The organism is Maribacter sp. 4U21, assembly GCF_002742365.1.
In the GTDB taxonomy this organism is placed as follows: Bacteria; Bacteroidota; Bacteroidia; order Flavobacteriales; family Flavobacteriaceae; genus Maribacter.
Window position 1 is genome coordinate 156898 of sequence record NZ_MDGN01000038.1, and the last position, 18659, is coordinate 175556.

General features: G+C 39.6%; 16 protein-coding genes. 6 read left to right on the forward strand and 10 right to left on the reverse strand.

Going from position 1 to position 18659, the window contains the following annotated elements; translation table 11 throughout:
* The first annotated feature begins 97 nt into the window (after positions 1-97).
* The gene (locus BFP77_RS07855) at positions 98-973 is read left to right on the forward strand and encodes an ABC transporter ATP-binding protein (protein WP_099573478.1); all 876 of its coding nucleotides are present in this window, start codon (positions 98-100) and stop codon (positions 971-973) included.
* Between the two features lie 2 nt (positions 974-975).
* Positions 976-4578, forward strand: coding sequence for an ABC transporter permease/M1 family aminopeptidase (locus tag BFP77_RS07860; RefSeq protein WP_099573479.1), 3603 nt, complete (start codon positions 976-978; stop codon positions 4576-4578).
* Between the two features lie 45 nt (positions 4579-4623).
* On the opposite strand, the gene BFP77_RS07865 is transcribed toward BFP77_RS07860, so the two are convergent.
* The 8 genes from BFP77_RS07865 to hemA are packed head-to-tail and all read right to left on the reverse strand — an operon-like array spanning position 4624 to position 12287.
* Positions 4624-5415, reverse strand: coding sequence for a PhzF family phenazine biosynthesis protein (locus BFP77_RS07865; protein ID WP_099573480.1), 792 nt, complete (start codon positions 5413-5415; stop codon positions 4624-4626).
* A gap of 21 nt (positions 5416-5436) precedes the next feature.
* Complete coding sequence (locus BFP77_RS16965) at positions 5437-5586, reverse strand: hypothetical protein (RefSeq protein ID WP_180272328.1); 150 nt, start codon at positions 5584-5586, stop codon at positions 5437-5439.
* An 11-nt stretch (positions 5587-5597) separates the two neighbouring features.
* Positions 5598-6500, reverse strand: coding sequence for an oxygen-dependent coproporphyrinogen oxidase (gene hemF, locus BFP77_RS07870; RefSeq protein WP_099573512.1), 903 nt, complete (start codon positions 6498-6500; stop codon positions 5598-5600).
* Positions 6490-7029: a GNAT family N-acetyltransferase gene (locus tag BFP77_RS07875; RefSeq protein WP_099573481.1), complete on the reverse strand. Its 540-nt coding sequence runs from the start codon at positions 7027-7029 to the stop codon at positions 6490-6492. Before BFP77_RS07875 ends, hemF begins: the two co-directional genes overlap by 11 nt.
* A 2-nt stretch (positions 7030-7031) precedes the next feature.
* Positions 7032-8381 (reverse strand): TrkH family potassium uptake protein, encoded by a 1350-nt coding sequence (locus BFP77_RS07880; protein ID WP_099573482.1) that lies wholly within the window; start codon positions 8379-8381, stop codon positions 7032-7034.
* A gap of 13 nt (positions 8382-8394) precedes the next feature.
* The gene (gene hemE, locus BFP77_RS07885; protein ID WP_099573513.1) at positions 8395-9420 is read right to left on the reverse strand and encodes a uroporphyrinogen decarboxylase; all 1026 of its coding nucleotides are present in this window, start codon (positions 9418-9420) and stop codon (positions 8395-8397) included.
* Positions 9421-9450: 30 nt separating this feature from the next.
* Positions 9451-11034 carry a hydroxymethylbilane synthase gene (gene hemC, locus BFP77_RS07890; protein ID WP_099573483.1) on the reverse strand — a complete coding sequence of 528 codons (1584 nt, stop codon included), beginning with the start codon at positions 11032-11034 and terminating at the stop codon, positions 9451-9453.
* A complete protein-coding gene (gene hemA / locus BFP77_RS07895) occupies positions 11031-12287 on the reverse strand; it encodes a glutamyl-tRNA reductase (protein WP_099573484.1) in 1257 nt (418 codons plus the stop codon). Before hemA ends, hemC begins: the two co-directional genes overlap by 4 nt.
* A 192-nt stretch (positions 12288-12479) precedes the next feature.
* Between hemA and BFP77_RS07900 the strand changes: the two genes are divergently transcribed.
* Positions 12480-13370, forward strand: coding sequence for a helix-turn-helix domain-containing protein (locus BFP77_RS07900; RefSeq protein WP_099573485.1), 891 nt, complete (start codon positions 12480-12482; stop codon positions 13368-13370).
* Positions 13371-13395: 25 nt separating this feature from the next.
* Here BFP77_RS07900 and BFP77_RS07905 read toward each other — a convergent pair whose 3' ends face one another.
* Positions 13396-14235, reverse strand: coding sequence for an N-acetylmuramoyl-L-alanine amidase-like domain-containing protein (locus BFP77_RS07905; protein WP_099573486.1), 840 nt, complete (start codon positions 14233-14235; stop codon positions 13396-13398).
* Positions 14236-14253: 18 nt separating this feature from the next.
* The gene (locus BFP77_RS07910; RefSeq protein WP_099573487.1) at positions 14254-15318 is read right to left on the reverse strand and encodes a mechanosensitive ion channel family protein; all 1065 of its coding nucleotides are present in this window, start codon (positions 15316-15318) and stop codon (positions 14254-14256) included.
* A gap of 157 nt (positions 15319-15475) precedes the next feature.
* Between BFP77_RS07910 and hemH the strand changes: the two genes are divergently transcribed.
* From hemH to BFP77_RS07925, 3 genes are all read left to right on the forward strand, one after another.
* Positions 15476-16507, forward strand: coding sequence for a ferrochelatase (gene hemH / locus BFP77_RS07915; RefSeq protein ID WP_099573488.1), 1032 nt, complete (start codon positions 15476-15478; stop codon positions 16505-16507).
* 200 nt (positions 16508-16707) lie between these two features.
* Positions 16708-18153 (forward strand): C1 family peptidase, encoded by a 1446-nt coding sequence (locus BFP77_RS07920; RefSeq protein ID WP_099573489.1) that lies wholly within the window; start codon positions 16708-16710, stop codon positions 18151-18153.
* Positions 18154-18155: 2 nt separating this feature from the next.
* Positions 18156-18635, forward strand: coding sequence for a hypothetical protein (locus BFP77_RS07925; RefSeq protein WP_099573490.1), 480 nt, complete (start codon positions 18156-18158; stop codon positions 18633-18635).
* The last annotated feature ends 24 nt before the right edge of the window (positions 18636-18659 follow it).

Here is an 18659-nt window from a genome sequence, read left to right on the forward strand (position 1 = left end):
TATAATTTGAATCCTTGCTAAAATAGTTGAGATTGTAACAAATTGAATATCTTCCATACTTATTCCTTAAAATTATAAACCAACCAAAACATAGCATATGCTCTATATCTCCAATTTGAATAAAACGTATCCTAACGGAACACAGGCCCTAAACGATGTAAATCTTGAAATTGGAACGGGTATGTTCGGCCTTTTAGGCCCTAATGGCGCCGGAAAATCTACTTTGATGCGTACCATCGCAACCCTACAATTGGCCGATAGCGGAACCATAACCTTTAATGATACGGATGTTTTTGGGGCTCCTGACGAACTTCGCAAGGTTTTGGGGTATTTACCACAGGATTTTGGGGTGTATCCAAAAGTATCTGCCGAAATGATGCTGAACCATATCGCCAAGATTAAGGGGATTCAGCACAAGAACGACCGCAAGGCGTATGTTTCCGATTTATTGAACAAGGTGAACTTATTTAAGTTCCGTAAACGCAATCTTGGGGATTATTCCGGTGGAATGCGCCAACGTTTTGGAATTGCACAAGCCCTGATCGGCAACCCAAAGTTGATTATTGTAGATGAGCCCACTGCTGGCTTGGACCCTCTAGAGCGTAACCGATTTCATAATTTGCTAAGTGAGCTCGGAGAGGATGCGGTCGTAATTCTATCTACCCATATTGTTGATGATGTAGTTAACCTGTGTACGAATATGGCCGTATTTAACGAGGGCAGGGTGGTGGTCCAAGGGCATCCGCAGGAACTGTCCAACACCTTGAATAATAGGGTGTCTCGAAAGAAAATCGCGAAGGAGGAGATAGATTTATACCAGTCGGAATATACAGTACTTTCCACCTATCTCAGAAGCGGAAATCTAAACGTAAATATTTACCATGATACGGATCCCGGTGACGGATTTGAATTGGTGAACAACAATCTGGAAGATTTTTATTTCTATAGTATCAATCAACCTCAAACCGTATAATCATGAAAGAGATTTTCTTGTTTGAGTTGAAATACCGACTCCGAAGACCGGCTACCTACATCTATATTTTTATCATGTTCCTGATGCCGTTTTTATTGGCGGTGTTTGAAAAATCCGTCACGGCACAGTATACCAATAGTCCTGACGCCATAGTAGGTGTTCTTGGGGGAATGAGCATTTTGGCCCTATTCTTTTACGCCGCTATTATGGGTGTTCCGGTATTCAGGGACGAGGAGCATAGGACTGCGGAAACTTATTTTACGTATCCTGTTTCTGAAAAAAACTATATCCTTGGACGGTTTTGGGGCAGCTTTGCCATTGTAACGCTTATGAACTTGGGTGCAATGGTGGGCGCCATGATAGGTTTTGGGCTCGGTGCTTTTCTAGATAGACCGGATTATGGAACCTATACCGATTTTAATTTCTGGTCCTACTTTTTACCGTTTGTTTATTTATTGACGTTCAATGCCTTTTTTATCGGGAGTTTGTTCTTTAGTCTTATGACCTTCTTTAAACGGATGCCTATCCTCTATTTGGGAGGTATTGTCCTTTTTCTGGCGACCATTATTTCAGGTGAACTATTGTCCAGTTTAGATACGGAATGGCTTAGTGTTTACGTAGATCCTTTCGGAAACAGGGCATATGGTTATATCACCAAATATTGGTCCGTTAATGAATTGAACACCACACAACTTTCCCTTTCGGGAAAATTTATGTTGAATCGTTTATTTTGGTTGGGAATAGCCCTAGTAATATTTCTTTTTACGCTTTTCAAATTTTCGTACAAAGGGTTTTTGGCATCCAAAAAGAAAAAATCCGTTAAGGAAGATAAAGCAATTTATGAGCCAAGCGGAATTACGGCCATTGCCCAGAGTTTCACAAAAAAGGCACAGTGGGGAAATCTATGGTCGCTTAGTAAAATAGAATTTTTATCCATTGTAAAGGAATCTGTCTTTTTGGTATTGATAGTCATAGGTATTCTTATCGCTAGTTTCGTGGCTTATCAATCCAATCAAATCTACGGTACGCCGTCCTTGCCTCTAACACGCTATATGGTGGCGCAAATAGCAGGAGGAATATCGTTATTTTCTGTAATTATCCTAATTATTTATGCTGGTGAAGCGGTACATAGAACCCGTAAAAACAAAACGTTCGAGTTTTATGATGCGCTGCCGGTGAGTAACAATACCCTATATCTTTCTAAAATTATTTCGCTCGTTGGGGTTGCCGTAGTACTGACCTTATTAGGAATACTAGTTGGTATAATATACCAAACGGTTAATGGTTATTTCAACTATGAGCTAGGCATGTATTTCACCTATAATTTTGCCAAAATATTTCCTGCCTATTTAATGACCTTATTGCTGGCCTTCTTTATCCATGTCTTGGTGAACAATAAATTTTTGGGTCATTTCATCGTAATTACTATCTATATTGGACTCCCCCTACTTTTAAGTTTGGCCTTTAAAACCAACAACCCCTTGCTAATATTCAGTGATACCACCGGAAGTTTTTTAAGCGATTTAAATGGTTTTGGCCATTACCTATATGGAGAATTTTGGTTGAATCTATATTGGGTCTTGTTTACTTGTGTTTTTGCTGCGATTGGTAAAATATTCTGGAACAGAGGATTCTTTTCTTCCGCTAAAGAGCGTTTAAAATTGGCCAAGAGTAGGTTTAAAGGTAGCACTGTTGCCTATACCCTGTTCTTTTTGCTGGCTTTTGTCTCCGTAGCCGCATATAGCTATTACAATATAAAGGTATTGAATCAGTTAGAGGATGGTGATTATGGAGAAAGGGTAAATGCCGATGCAGAGAAAGCCTATGGGAAGTATATAGGCAAACCGCACATTCAAGTAATTGATCTAAAGGCCAATATTGATATTTATCCAGAGGAGCGTAAAGCGGATGCTCAAGGGATTTTTAAGATTATAAATCCGTCGGACCAACCCATCGATACGGTATTGATGGAAATTAAGTTCCCTATCGCGGACACTAAGATTAGTAAGGTTGTGTACAATGGTACCGAAATAAAGCCATTTTTAAACGATAGTGTTTATCGTCTTTTTATTTATAAGTTGCCAAAACCCCTACAAGCAAAGGATACGGCAAATTTAGTTATTGAAACCAAGGTACGTACGCATGGATTTTCCAATGATACCGAAACCGCTATTTTAGGAAACGGAACGTTTTTCAGGGATGCCATTTTCCCTACGTTTCACTACGACCGTGCTTTGAGCGATAATGGCGTTCGTAAAAAGTATGGTCTGGAAGAATTAGATTTTCTATTTCCACCACGGACGGATAGTTTGGCACTTAAAAGGAACCTATCTAACGAGGATGCCAACTATATGAATTTTGAAGCTATCGTTAGTACATCTAGTGATCAAATTGCAATTGCACCAGGCACACTTATAAAAAAGTGGAACGAAGGAGACCGAAGTTATTACAATTACAAACTAGAGGGCAAGACCGACTATTTCTTCAATTTCGTTAGTGCTAAGTATGAGGTAAAGAAAGACAAATGGACAGCGCCGAGCGGAAAAAAAGTGGAGATTGAGATATATCACCACCCGGAGCATAACAAGAACCTGGAATATTTTATAAAGGGAATCAAAATATCATTGGACTATAACTCCAAAAATTATATGGAGTACCCCTATTCGGTCATACGTATTATCGAATTTCCTGCGTATTCCAACTTTGCGCAATCATTTGCTACGACCATACCCTATTCCGAGGATTTTGGCTTTGTGGCGGATTTTTCCAAGGCCGAAGATTACAATTACGCATTTCGTGTAACATCGCATGAAGTAGCTCACCAATGGTGGGGTCATATCGTAACACCGAGCAAAACTTCTGGCGCCAATATTATTTCCGAAACCTTGGCCGAGTATGTATCGCTTATGACGATGAAGCAGGAGTATGGAGAAAATGGTATTAAATCATTTTTAAAGAATTCGCTGGACGAATATCTATCTAGCAGACAATTTAGCTTTAAACCGGAACGCTCGTTAATGGACGTAGAGACCGGTCAGTATATTTGGTACGAGAAAGGCTCCATGATTATGTATGATTTGCAAGACGTTATTGGTGAGGCCACTGTAAATAAAGGACTTCGTAACTTCTTGAACGAGTTTAAATATTTTAAAAAAGGCTATTATGCATCGTCTGAAGATTTGTACAAAGCACTTTATGAAGTAACCCCGGACTCCTTAAAATATAAAGTTGACGACGGATTTAAGGAAATTGTACTTTATGAGAACAGGGTCATGAACGCCAAGACAAAAGCGCTAGATAACAACAAATGGAAAACTACGTTTACCGTAAATTCCAAGAAGATTTATTATGACGATTCCGGAAAGGAAAAACTGGCAGATGACAAAAATAATTTGGTAGACATCGGTCTTTTTGGAGAAGATGTAACCAACGAGGACGGGATCACTATAAAAAACCCGCTTTCTATGGATTTAAAATGGCTTTCTCCGGGCGATAATACCTTTACCATAATAACGGACGAAAAGCCTTTAAAGGCAGGTATTGACCCCTACAACAAGCTTATTGACCGTAATTCTGATGACAACTTGAAAGTTATAGAGGAGTAGTGGCCTTAGCATAAACCTAGTGGGTGATGTTATATCATCCACTAACTATCGAAGAAAAATCTCCCCAACCATATAACAAACTGCCTTGCCCGTGATTTTTACGCGGTCGCCAAGATATTCACAGCCTAATGCTCCTCCACGTTGCGAAAGTTGTTTGGCGCTCATCTTTGTCTTATCCAATGTTGATGACCAATAGGGTGTCAGGGATGTATGTGCCGAACCGGTAACAGGATCTTCTGGAATACCGCATTGTGGCGCAAAAAATCGGGATACAAAATCTACTTCTTTCCCGACCGAGGTAACGATAACCCCACGGCAATCAAGCTGGTTTAAAAGATGAAAGTCTGGTGATATGTTTTCTATGACTTCTTGGGATTCAAACACCAAAAGGAAGTCCGTTTTTCCTTTAAACGTTTGGAGCGGAACCTTTCCAATGGCGCGGTTGATGTCTTCTTGATTTTCTACGGCGAATAACTCATCCTTAGGAAAATCTAGCGTCATGCTCCCATCCAAGTTCCTATCAACCAAAAGTTCACCACTTCTTGGAGAAATAAACCGTAGAGTATTTTCTTTGAGTCCATAGTAGTTAAATAGCACAAAAGCGGTTGCCAGAGTTGCATGTCCGCACAAATCTACTTCTAGCTCGGGAGTAAACCATCGAAGTTCATAATAATCGGCTTTAGAAACAGCGAAAGCGGTTTCCGCTAAATTATTTTCAGCGGCAATGTTCTGTATTACATCATCGGGAAGCCATTCTTGTAAAAGACATACGGCTGCTGGGTTACCACCAAAAACAGTATCGGTAAAAGCATCGATTTGGTAGATTTTTTGTTTCATATCCGTGAAGTATGATTTAAATTATTCGCTTTCTTTGGCTTTTGCAATGATTACTTTTAAACGTTCTTTTCTAAGTGTGACCTCCTTTTTTAGCTTATTCTTCTTCTGGGTCATAAGCTTGATATGCTTGGCTTTATTGACCGTATTTTTTGCTTTTCCTTTTTTCCCCATATCGTATACGATTATACCCAAGACCGTGGTCTTATTAATACTTCTAAAAGTTTTGCTTCTTCACTACCTTTCTCTGGTTGGTGGTCATAGTGCCATTGTACGTGCGGGGGCAGACTCATTAAAATACTTTCAATTCTACCATTGGTCTTTAAGCCAAATAGGGTGCCTTTGTCATGTACTAGATTAAATTCCACATACCTGCCCCTTCTAATTTCTTGCCAGTCGCGTTGGGTCTTAGTATAAGCCAGGTCCTTTCTTCTTTCTACAATGGGCACATAACCTTGTAGAAAGCTATTCCCTACTTCCGTTACAAAATTATACCAATCGGTCATTGTTGTTTCCGTTGTTGTTTTGCAATAATCAAAGAACAATCCACCTATGCCTCTGGCCTCGTTTCTATGGGTATTCCAGAAATATTCATCACAACGTTGCTTATATCTGGGGTAGAATTCAGGATGGTGTTTATCGCAGGCCTCTTTACAGGTTTTATGGAAATGTACGGCATCTTCATCAAACAAATAGTAGGGAGTAAGATCTTGTCCGCCACCGAACCATTGGTCCACGATATTACCCTCCTTGTCATACATTTCAAAATAGCGCCAGTTGGCATGTACCGTGGGTACCATTGGGTTTTTGGGGTGCAGTACTAAACTTAACCCACAGGCAAAGAAATCGGCATCCTTTACCCCAAAATAGGTCTGCATACTTTTAGGTAACTCTCCATATACCCCGGAGATATTTACGCCGCCTTTCTCAAATACCTTACCGTTTGCAATTACACGGGTTCTGCCGCCGCCGCCTTCTGGTCGTTTCCAAAGGTCTTCTTTAAAGGTAGCTTCACCATCAATAGCTTCCAATTTAGTGGTAATCGTGTCTTGTAGTTTTTCTATGTAGGTGTAGAATTTATCTTTCATATTGTAATTCATAAAGTTCCATGTTCAAAGCATTTTCATTAGGTGGCGTAAAGGCCTTTACCAAGGTTTTGCTCCAAATATACCCACACTTTTCGGCAACTCGAATGCTTCCTTTGTTGGATCTGTGTACTATTATTTGAAGTGTTTTTAAGCCCAACTCTTTAAAAGCGTAGTCAGAAAGCTTTTGAACGCTTTGTGTTATATATCCTCGTCCTTCATACTGATAACCTATGCAATAGGCCAATTCTGCCCGTTTTTTGGCCCAGTCCACGTCTTTTATATAAACTAGGCCTATTATGGCACTATGCTCAGCTTCCTTTAAAACAAAGAGAAATTCCTCTCTTCTATGGAATTGACGTACTTTTTGCTGTACAAAATAGTTGGAGAGGTCCGGGGTTAGATTCTGTTGAAGCGTTTCTGGGAAAAAGCGACGGAATCTTTCCGAATTTATCGTCATAAGGTCACAGATACGCCAAGCATGTTTTTCATGTATGGCCTCTATAATATAGTCGGATAAATCAAAGATCATAATTACACGGCAATGTCGTCAGTAGGGATGCTTTTATCTCCCGTATGTTGTTTTGCCCAAATGGCGAGACCAAAGGTAAGTACGCCCAATCTTCCGATAAACATGGTTATGATAATGATTATTTTACCTACCACGGACAGGTCCCCGGTGATACCTGTGCTTAAACCTACCGTTCCGAGTGCGGATGCCACTTCAAACAAAATTCGTTCAAACTTAAAGTCTTCCGAAAAAGTTAAGATAAAAGTGCCCAAGGCTATAATGGAGGTGTAAAAAATAAAGGAGGAGGTAGCAATATAAAGTCTTTCGTAGGGTATAATCCTACCCAAAAAGGTAATGCGCTTACTGTTCGTTAACCTGCTTTTCATGATGGCAAGAACTGCCGTTAGCGTCGTAATTTTCATCCCACCCGCGGTACCGGAGGGTGATGCCCCTATGTACATTAGAAATATGGTGACCAACAGCATAGGGAGCATAAAAGCTCCAAAATCTACGGTGTTAAAACCTACGGTGGTCATTGCGGTCATGCTCTGAAAGAAAGCGGCTAGAAAACGCTCGCTGCCCTCTAAATTACTTATGGCAGGTTCATAGGTATAGAAAAAGATAAACCCAAATGAAAGTAATATCAAAAAGCCGTAAGAAACTATTTTGGTCGTAAAGCTAAGGTTATGCTTTTTCTTGCGGAGTAAGAGTACAAAGTCGGTAACAACGATGAACCCCAAAGAACCGGCGATGGCCAAAATGGAAATGGTCGTATTAATTAGAACATTCCCTGAATAATCGGCAAAACCAGAATTGAAAAGGCTAAAACCTGCTGTGCAGAAGGCACTGATGCTATGAAAAATAGCTGACCATAATGCCTCTAAAACGGACATTCCCTCTCTGCTGAACGCGATATAGAACAATATGGCTCCTAACACCTCCATGACTAAGGTAAAAACAACGACCGATTTCAAAAAATCCCTTATCTTAATAGTAACGGGTAGCGTAAATTCTGTTTTAAGTAGTGTTTGATGCCAATGGGTAATTTTTTTGGTCGTGGACAAAATCATAAAGGTGGTAAACGTGAGGTAACCGATACCGCCAAGCTGAAACAATACCACTACAACCAGTTGTCCAAAGAAGTTATAGGAATCAAATACGGAGACTGTGACGAGACCTGTCGTAGAGACGGCTGAGGTAGCAATGAATAAATTATCCAATAAGGATACGCTGGTTTTTTGCAACCAGGGAAGGGAGAGCAGAACCGCTCCTATAAGTACATAGCTAAGAAACCCATAAAAAAGGTTTTGTTGAGGGGTTAAGCCTAGTTTAAAACGAAGGTATTTCCCCGACAAAGTTTTAAGTAAACTCATAGGATTGCTTAGCTCATGGTTTATATTCTTTTACGGCATCTATGAACGCTTTTGCATTTTCTACCGGAACGTTAGGTAGAATACCATGACCAAGATTTACAATATATTGGTCTTTTCCAAATTCATTGATCATTTGCGTTACCATTTTCTTTATTTGCGCAGGGGGTGATAACAACCGAGACGGGTCAAAATTGCCTTGTAGTGTAATCTTGCCGCCAGAAAGATATCTGGCATTTCTAGCGGAACAGGTCCAATCTACACCAAGTGCAGATGCACCAGATTTGGCCATATCGCCTAGAGCGAACCAACAGCCTTTTCCGAATACGATTACCGGTGCTTCATCTTTTAAGGTATCGATTATTTGTTGTATGTATTGCCAAGAAAACTCTTGATAATCAACAGGAGAAAGCATACCGCCCCAAGAGTCGAATACTTGTACGGCATTAACACCTGCTTTTACCTTCGCCTTTAAATAGGCAATAGTAGTATCCGTTATTTTTTGCAATAGTTCATGAGCCACTACGGGTTGCGTAAAACATAGTTCTTTGGCTTTGTCAAAAGTCTTACTTCCTTGCCCTTGAACGCAGTAACAGAGTATGGTCCACGGAGAACCTGCAAAACCAATTAAAGGTACTTCATCGTTTAATTTTTCCTTGGTCGCCTTTATGGCCTGCATTACGTAATCTAGCGCATGGTTAATATCGGGCACAATGACGCTATCTAGGTCCTTTTGTGAACGGATGGGATTGGGCAGATAAGGCCCAAAGTTTGGCTTCATTTCTACTTCAATATTCATGGCCTGTGGAATGACAAGAATGTCACTGAAGAGTATTGCCGCGTCCATGCCGTATCTCCGAATGGGTTGTACAGTGATTTCCGAGGCTAATTCTGGGGTCTGGCAACGGGTAAAGAAATCATATTTATGTTTAATTTCCATGAACTCGGGCAGATACCTGCCCGCTTGGCGCATCATCCAAACTGGTGGCCTTTCAACGGTTTCGCCTTTCAAGGCTTTTAGGAATAGGTCGTTTTTTATCATAATATCATGCAATAATTCTCCCTTTGGGGGCTAGGGGGCTTTAAAATCATCATTCACTAGATCAATAACACTTTCTACGTCCGGTATTTTAGAGACCTTAACATCCTTAAAATGTTTGCGTGCTTCGGCAGCGGTAGTCTCACCGATACAGTAGGCTATCTTATTTGGTTCATTATTGATTAAATAACTTTCAATGGTCGAAGGGCTATAGAATAAAATACCTTCCACTGCTTCATCAATCTTCTTTCCGGCTAATTTTGTTCGGTAAGCCTCAATGGTATGAACGGTAATATTATTCTCCTCTAAAATTTTTGGCACTATATCTAGGCTAAGGTTTCCATGAAAGTACGTTACTTCGGTGCCCTCGATATACTCTACTAAATAGTTCGCTAAATCTGTAGCATTCTTTTCAAAATGGGTAACCTTGCCTATTTTCTTCTGAATGAGACGTCTGGTTTTTCTACCAACACAGTAGATGTTTTCAAATTTTAGCTCTTCTGGACTTATGTTGGTCAGCAAGCTCTCCACCGCATTTTTACTGGTGAATACCACATTCTTCATTTCCTTCCTAAGCTGTATCGGAGAAATCCTATTGGGGCTTATCTTTATAAAATCCTCTGAATCTACCCTTACTGAAGACGAGAAGCGTTGTTGCTGTTCTTCGGTGAATTTTTTAGTAGAGAACACGTGTGGTTGTAGATTGCCATTCTGCAGCTCGTTCATGAGGCGTTTGCCTCCCCGGCTAAGAATACTTTTGGCACAATCAATTCCGAGATTTTTATGTTTTCCAAGCGGTGCTTCCAAAGAAGCTTCCAATTTTTTAGAACCGTCAACGGTTAAAAGAATACCCTTTAAATGAACAATATTCTCTTTGTTTATATAGGCTAATGCCCCAATTGGTGCAGAACAACCACCTTCAAGCTCTCTTAGGAATTCCCTTTCTAGTTGGGTGCAGATGTCCGTTTCCTCATGATTGAGTTGTGCGCAGATTTGGCGTATTTCATCATCATGTTCCATGGCAACCACCATAATCGCTCCTTGTGCCGGGGCGGGTAGCATCCATGTAAGACCCAAGGTATTCTTGGGTTCCAAACCTATACGTTCCAATCCGGCGGCGGCAAAAATGGCTCCGTTCCAATCGCTATTGTTCAATTTCTCCAAACGGCTGTTTACATTGCCCCTTAAGTCAACCACAGTATGGGTGGGGTATCTATTCAACCATTGTGCTTTTCTTCTTAAACTACCTGTGGCGATAACTCCTTTGCGTTGTCCAAGGAATTCTTCATTGTCGTTATATGCCAGAATATCCAGATAATTGGCACGCTTTAATACAGCCGTTTGTACAATGCCTTTGGGTAGCGCGGTGGGTACATCTTTCATGGAATGCACAGCGATATCTACTTCCCCATTGAGCATTGCAACATCTAAGGTTTTGGTAAATATGCCCGTAATCCCAAGTTCGTAAAGGGGTTTGTCCAAGATGAGATCTCCAGTGGACTTTACTTTTACGATCTGTGCCTTATGGCCCATAGATGTCAAGGCATCTTTTACCGTATTGGCCTGCCACAGTGCTAATTCACTATCGCGGGTTCCTATGCGTATGGTTTTGCTCATTTCTGGTCCAGTTCTAATTGAAATACTTTTTGGATAAGTTCTAGACTGGAATCAGAATCTACCTTATCATCTTTGAGGTGATTCGCAAATTGTTTGGTTATCTTTTGAATAATGCGGTCAGAGATAATATCCGCATGTTCCGTATCAAAATCGGATTTCTTTTTGGACTGATAATCTAGTTCCTCGTCCTTCATGGTCTTCAACTTCATTTTCAAGGCTTTTATAACTGGAGCGAACTTACGGGTCTCCAACCACTGTATAAAGTCTGCCATGACATCCTCAATGATTACCTCCGCGGCAGGGATAAATTCTTTTCTTCGTTCCAATGTTTCATCGGTCATCTGGGAGAGATGGTCTAAATGAATCAGCGTTACGTTTTCTAAATCGGATACATTTTCATCTACATTTTTTGGAACGGATAAATCCAATACCAGAAGCGGCTTCTTTGTATAGATTAATTCCTTGGAAACGGTAGGTTTTAATGCGCCCGTGGCTACTACCAAAACATCGGCTTTACGGATTTCGGTCTGTAAATCCCCATAATCTTTAACGGAAAGGTTAAATTTTCCGGCAATTTTTTCAGCTTTACCCTTTGTTCTGTTGATTAGGGTGATGTGCGGATTTTTAGTATGTTTGATTAGATTTTCACAAGTGTTCCTTCCAATTTTACCTGTACCAAAGAGTAGAATGTTCTTTTCGGTAATATCGGTGACATTCTTTAAAATATATTGTACCGATGCAAAAGCCACGGATGTGGCTCCTGAAGAAATTTCGGTTTCATTCTTTATACGCTTGCTCGCCTGTATTACGGCATTACATAGCCGTTCTATAAAAGGGTTCGCAATACCTATTTTTTTGGAACGATTAAAACTTTGTTTCAGTTGACTGATGATTTCAAAATCGCCAAGTATTTGGCTGTCCAAACCCGTGCCTACGCGGAATAAATGGCCAATGGCCTCGTTATTTTTGTAAACATAGGCTACTTCCTGAAATTCTTCTACGGTTCCGTTGGAATGCTCACAAAGTAATTTTATAAGTTGAAAGGGGTGCTGTGCAAAGCCGTGAAGCTCGGTTCTATTACAGGTGGAAGTTGCCAGAAGTCCGTCTACCCCTTGTTCTTGTGCTTTAAGTAAAAGATTGTTCATGGAAGTCTCGTCCAAACTGAATTTACCCCGCACTACGGCATCGGCCTTTTTGTAGTTAAGTCCTATGGTGTAAAAGGAATTGTGTTTGGAAATATGATAATCTTTCATAAAGCGAAACAAAAATAGAACCCGTCCTTGGATAAAAGTAACGCTAGAGGAACAATTAACATCGATAAAAGTGTTTTTCTGAGTAAATTGATGTAAATCCGCTGAAATGCCTTAATTTTATTATGATTTTAAGCATCATCAGCATATTATTTAGACTCTATCTAAATAACTTAGAAGTAAAATTTATTTAAAATGAAATTAGAAAATGTCGCTACAGGTTCTTTCGAGGAAATATTAATCGATGACGGTTTCTATGTACTCAAAATACAGAATGAAGGGGTTGAGCCTCAGCAGGTAACAAGAGAGATCAATAAAAGATATATACAGTTCCATTTCTGTTTAAAAGGGGGTGGAAAATTTGTCTTTAACCAAGGAAACTATGCCCTGGAAGTTTCTGAGGAAAATTCATTATTATTGTATAATACGCAGTTAGATTTACCATTGGACCTGTCCTTAGCTCCCGGTTCATGGATGGTTTCCGTGGTAATGACCATACGCAAGTTTCATTCCTTATTCTCTGATGAAGCCAGTTATATTCCTTTTCTTAATACTGAAAGTAGCGAAAAGAAATACTACGCCCAAGAGGCGGTCTCGCCGGCCATAGCGGTAGTGCTCAGTCAAATGATAAACTATAATTTGCACCCTACCATCAAGAAGTTATTTATCAAGGGAAAGGTCTACGAATTAATTTCCCTTTATTTTAATAAAAGCACGGATGCCGATGTAGAACAATGCCCTTTTCTTGTAGACGAGGATAACGTAAAACGTATTAGAAGGGCTAAGGAGCTGATTATTGCGAATATGGCCGAACCTCCTTCTTTGCCTGAACTTTCCAAGGAAATAGGACTAAGCCTTAAACGTTTGAAAGAGGGGTTTAAGCAGATTTATGGAGATTCGGTTTACAGCTTTCTTTTTGATTACAAAATGGAGTACGCTAGAAGGCTTCTGGAATCTGGACAGTACAATGTCAACGAAATAGGTTTAAAAATAGGGTACAGTACTTCTAGCCATTTTATAGCAGCATTTAAAAAGAAGTATGGTACTACACCTAAGAAGTATGTAATGGCCCTGCCCAACGCTTAAATCGTAAAATACCGTTCGTTATCTGTTAGGAAGAAACCCTTGCCACCATGATGCCGGTATTGCCTTTTATTTTCTTGAGATAGTCTATCAGGGGTAGACTAGATACGACTACTTTACCCACGGTAGAGGCATGTAATAGATGGATACGACCATCCTTTTCCCGAGTTGCAATTCCGGTGTGTGTAATATCTAGGCCTTTAATAGAAGTTGTTAGGGCTATGATATCCCCGGATTTAATGAGGTGTTCGTTGGCCAAAATATCTTCTTGTGCTAGGACACAAATTACCTGTTCGTTCAGATACTTCTCCGAAGCCTTAATTTTTTCAAAATTGGCATCATCGCTCAAAAAGGGATATAAATCGCGATGGGTGCTCATAAAATTTATGGGCTTGGTAATTTCCTTGCCACCTATTTCATTGGTAATGTCTTTCAATAAACCCTTAGACTCATTATTGGCTATCCACTCCGAAAAATAGTGCAATCGAGAAGCATAACCATCTAACTCGCCATCTTTATACCGAATGGTTTCTAAGGCTTGAGTGAAATCATCAAAACTGGATTGCCCGTTCTTTAAAAGCAGACTAAAAGCAAGCACGTTTTCAACAAAGGTCGTGCAGTCCAATCCATGAAGGTTTACCACCAGTAATTCTGTCTTATCAATTTCTAGGGTTTTTGCAACATATGGGGTGCCTAAAAAAGTCTTTCCAACAGCAACCATGGTTTTGCCCAAATCCTTTTCCAGTAAACTAGCTACCTGTATCAATTTATCTTTTACTGCCTGTTTGTTTTTTGGGGTGCAGGTGATTTGTTGGGAAAATACCGCAGTCGTTAGAATGAAAAATGTAAATAGCAAAAGAGATTTCATGGGAATAAAAGTACGTATTTATTGTTCTTTTGTATTAACGTCCTTCAACAACACCCTGTTGTGAGCAATGCTATCCGGATAGTTTTCCTGTAAAAAAGTAATCAGTCTTTCCCGTACCAGTACTCTTAAATCCCACGCGTCTGAGGCATTCCGAGCACTGACCATGGCCCTGACCTCTACATAGGTCGCTTTGCTATCGGTTATTTGAATATTACTTGCTTCACCGTCCCATAAGTCTGTACTTTCTAAAATGGTAGCGAGTTCTTTTCTAAGCGCATCGAACGGAACCCTATAATCCATATGAAGGAATACGGTTCCTAAAATGTCCGAAGACGATTTGGTCCAGTTCTGGAAGGGTTTCTCAATAAAATAGGGAGTTGGGACTATCAGCCTACGTTTATCCCATATTTTAACGACCACATAGGTCAGGGTAATTTCCTCTATACGTCCCCATTCACCCTCAACAATGACAACATCATCTATTTTTATGGGCTGTGCAACGGCTATTTGAATACCCGCAAGTATGGTCCCAATTAATTTCTGAGCGGAGAACCCTATGATTATACCGGCAACCCCTGCAGAGGCAAAGATACTGACCCCGATTTCACGAATTTCTTCAAAACTCATTAGCGCTAGGCCTATAGCTAATATTACTACTATAAAAATGATAATCCGTTCTAGAATATTAAACTGCGTGTATATTTTTCTGGCTTTCAGGTTATCGGAAGAACTAACATCGTAGTTATGTATGATAAGTTTTTTTATCACCTTTAAAACCCCTATTACCAACCACGTTGCGGCGAAGATGAAAAGCAAGGTGCTTGCTTTTCGAAAAAGGTATCCTTTGTCCTCTAGCCCTAGTAATTGCCTAAAAGAGGCCATTCTAATAACGATGGAAACAAAGATTAGAAAAATAGGAAAAGCTACCCGCTTCATAACGCCTTCGGGTAATAAGTACTTGGGGTCCCTACCCAGTTTTCGCAAAACAAAAAGTACCGTCCAATAGAGTATAAGAAAACCACCAAAGGTTAAACTCAGATATAAAATAGCCTCCTTGGGCATATCCTTAAAAACAGTGTCCATAGGTTTTAGGTTTGTAGCGAAATCATGAATTAGATGTCGTCAAAGTTATCATTAAGCTGCGATTGAAACAACTTATATCACCATTGATAAAGTATTGCTCATCCGTTAGGGTAATATTGAAGTCAACTCGTATTTTTGTTTTAAAACACAAAGCAGCATGAAAGGAGTTTTACTAGTTAATTTGGGTTCCCCGGATAATCCTACCGCAAAGGATGTGAAACCTTATTTGGATGAGTTTCTCATGGATGAGCGTGTAATAGATGCTCCAAAATGGTTAAGAACGCTATTGGTCAGAGGGATAATACTTCAAACTAGGCCCAAGAAATCTGCTAAGGCTTATGCAAAGATTTGGTGGGATGAAGGTTCTCCTTTAATTGTGCTCTCCGAACGGTTTACAAAAAAATTACGTGAGCACACCAAAATGCCCGTTGCGCTAGGGATGCGTTACGGTACCATGACCATAAAAAATGCATTGCAAGAGTTGAAGGATAAAGGCGTGGACGATGTGTTGCTAGTTCCCTTATATCCGCATTACGCCATGTCTTCCTATGAAACAGTAGTAGTGAAGGTGTTGGAAGATCAACAAAAACTTTTTCCTGAAATGAAAGTTACCACAATGCCAGCCTTTTATAAGAATCCGGATTACATTAAAGCCTTGTCCGAAAGTATTAAAGAGGGATTAAAAGACTTTGATTATGACCATATTCTGTTTTCCTACCACGGCATACCAGAACGCCATATCAGAAAAAGCGACCCTACACGTTTTCACTGTAAAATAGATGGTAGTTGCTGTAATATAAACTCTGTGGCCCATAATACCTGTTACCGTCATCAAGTATATGACACTACGGAAAGCGTAAAAGCTTATTTAGGCCTGGCGGAAGAGCAGGTAAGTACCTCTTTTCAATCTAGATTGGCAGGGGACCCTTGGTTAAAACCCTACACTGATTATGAGTTTGAACGTTTGGCCAAAGAAGGCAAAAAACGTCTGGCTGTTATTACACCTGCATTTGTAAGTGACTGTCTAGAAACCTTGGAGGAAATTGCGATGGAAGGGAAGGAACAGTTTGAAGAGGCAGGAGGCGAGCATTACAAACATATTGCCTGCCTAAACGATAGCGATGCTTGGGTGCAGGTTATGGCGAACTGGGTAAATACTTGGGAAGAAAAAGAGGTTTTACCGGTTTAGGAAACCTAATAGTTGTCAAAAGCATACGTTATCATATGTAAGATTTTGTCTTCTTTTATTGTGCGGTAATTATACAATAATTAAAATTGGATGAATAGCTTTTGCTTAAGTGCACATTTCGTCGATAAATACCTATTACACGGTACTTTAGATTGTAATAAAATATCTTAAATTGTTCTCATAACAATCAATGCTGTATCATGAGAACATTTCTATTACTTTTTTTATTTATTTCTACTCTTAGTTTAGCACAATCCCAAAGAAGTACCGGCCTTTTATTTGATGATGAGGCTTACGAAAAAACGCCTATAAAGGCTAAAAATGTTGCTTTTCAAGATGTAGTGACGGAGTTTACTTCGGCTTCCCTAAAGCAATATGTACCTGAAGTAAGAGACCAAGGAAGCTATGGCACCTGTGTGGGCTGGGCAAGTTCATACTATGGAAGAACTATATTAGAGGCAAGACTTGCAGATAATACCAATAAGGCCGTAATAACACAAAACACATTTTCGCCAGTATTTACATATTTAAACGCAAATGTTGACGATGATTATAATTGCCAGGGTGGTGCCTTTATTGGAAAGGCCATGGAAACCATGGTAGAAAAGGGTGTGCCCTACTACAAGGACTTCGATGTAATGTGTGAAACGGATTTTCCAGAGAAATTACTCGATGATGCCAAAAATTACCGGATTAAAGATTTTACTAGAATTTTTGGTTCTGATGAATCAGAGGACATCAAAGTTGATGGCGTAAAACGCTCCTTACTGAACGGGAATCCTGTCGTTATTGGTTTTAAGGTAGAGAATTCCTTTTTTAGTGCTAAAACTGTATATGAGCCAGATAACCTTGGAACTGAAGGAGGACATGCCATGTGCATTATTGGTTTTGACGACGATAAGTATGGTGGCTCTTTTGAATTAGTCAATAGTTGGGGAAATACTTGGGGGAATGAAGGTTTTATGTGGGTGCGTTACGCAGATTTCGCAAAATATACCCGTTACGCGTTTGAGATGATTCCCATGAAAGCACAACCAAATGATAAAATACTTTTAGCAGGGGAACTAGAACTTAAACTACGTAATGACACTGCAATGAAAGTGAATAAGGAAAAAAGTGATTATACGAGTTCTGTCTTTGGTTTTCAACAGGTAGTTGTAGAAGAGGAAGTTCAAAGTATTGGAGATTACTCGACAGAGGATACGTATCCTAAAGGCACCAAGTATCGAATGATGGCGAAGGTAAATACACCCTCTTATGTTTATGTCTTAGGAGTAGATGACAAAAACCCTACCTCTTTACTTTTTCCACATAATGATTCAATCAGTCCATACATTAATGCGGAGAATGCGGAAGTTATTATACCTTATACGAAACCTAATGCCAGAGTATTTTTTGAGCTAAATGAGGATGTTGAATCTGACTATACCATCGTGATTTTTTCTTTGGAAAAAATAGACTTACCAGAGGTTAAAAAACAATTAGACGAGATGCAAGGAGAATTATTGGACAAATTCTATGTCATTTTCAAAGATAAACTCATTAACAAAGAAGAAATGGAATTAATGGATGACAAAATGGGCTTTAGCGCGGAGTTTGAAAAAGGGTCAATGGCAATGATGATTCTAGAAATAAAAAGAAGCTAGGAATGTTAAGGATTGTTCCTATAATCATATGTCTTGTTTTCATAGTGTCCTGTAATTCTCAAAAAACCGATAGAAGTCAAAAAGAGGATTTCGGTGTTGAAAAGCTACATTCATTTTTGGGGGAAGACGATTTTAGTATACTTGAAAGCACTGAAATAATAGTGCGTTTTGATATACAGAAAAAATTGATTGAAGGGACTGACAACGAATATTCCAACGCTTTGGTCATTACGGATACGTTAAGTGTAGAAAAAACAAGACTCCTTTTAGCGTTAGTAAAAGCAGATTCTTCTTATTCTTGGAAAGATAGAAATAAGTCTATAGACTTTGAACCAAGCACACAGTTTCTGTTTAAAGGCAAGACTAAGAGATTGTCTTTATTGATAGATCATAAAAAAGGCGTTCTTGGTTTTACGACATTGAATGGACAAAGATTGATAGCGATTTCTGAGCATTTATCAAACACTTTAACTCAGTTCTAATAGCTGTTTACCTGATTTATTTTG

Bases quoted from the DNA above. Each gene is read 5' to 3' on its own strand.
- hemE (WP_099573513.1), bottom strand. From the start codon at position 9,420: ATGATAAAAAACGACCTATTCCTAAAAGCCTTGAAAGGCGAAACCGTT.
- BFP77_RS07865 (WP_099573480.1), bottom strand. From the start codon at position 5,415: ATGAAACAAAAAATCTACCAAATCGATGCTTTTACCGATACTGTTTTT.
- BFP77_RS07880 (WP_099573482.1), bottom strand. From the start codon at position 8,381: ATGAGTTTACTTAAAACTTTGTCGGGGAAATACCTTCGTTTTAAACTA.
- BFP77_RS07900 (WP_099573485.1), top strand. From the start codon at position 12,480: ATGAAATTAGAAAATGTCGCTACAGGTTCTTTCGAGGAAATATTAATC.
- BFP77_RS07855 (WP_099573478.1), top strand. From the start codon at position 98: ATGCTCTATATCTCCAATTTGAATAAAACGTATCCTAACGGAACACAG.
- hemF (WP_099573512.1), bottom strand. From the start codon at position 6,500: ATGAAAGATAAATTCTACACCTACATAGAAAAACTACAAGACACGATT.
- hemH (WP_099573488.1), top strand. From the start codon at position 15,476: ATGAAAGGAGTTTTACTAGTTAATTTGGGTTCCCCGGATAATCCTACC.
- hemA (WP_099573484.1), bottom strand. From the start codon at position 12,287: ATGAAAGATTATCATATTTCCAAACACAATTCCTTTTACACCATAGGA.
- BFP77_RS07875 (WP_099573481.1), bottom strand. From the start codon at position 7,029: ATGATCTTTGATTTATCCGACTATATTATAGAGGCCATACATGAAAAA.
- BFP77_RS07920 (WP_099573489.1), top strand. From the start codon at position 16,708: ATGAGAACATTTCTATTACTTTTTTTATTTATTTCTACTCTTAGTTTA.
- BFP77_RS16965 (WP_180272328.1), bottom strand. From the start codon at position 5,586: ATGGGGAAAAAAGGAAAAGCAAAAAATACGGTCAATAAAGCCAAGCAT.
- BFP77_RS07910 (WP_099573487.1), bottom strand. From the start codon at position 15,318: ATGGACACTGTTTTTAAGGATATGCCCAAGGAGGCTATTTTATATCTG.
- hemC (WP_099573483.1), bottom strand. From the start codon at position 11,034: ATGAGCAAAACCATACGCATAGGAACCCGCGATAGTGAATTAGCACTG.
- BFP77_RS07905 (WP_099573486.1), bottom strand. From the start codon at position 14,235: ATGAAATCTCTTTTGCTATTTACATTTTTCATTCTAACGACTGCGGTA.
- BFP77_RS07925 (WP_099573490.1), top strand. From the start codon at position 18,156: ATGTTAAGGATTGTTCCTATAATCATATGTCTTGTTTTCATAGTGTCC.
- BFP77_RS07860 (WP_099573479.1), top strand. From the start codon at position 976: ATGAAAGAGATTTTCTTGTTTGAGTTGAAATACCGACTCCGAAGACCG.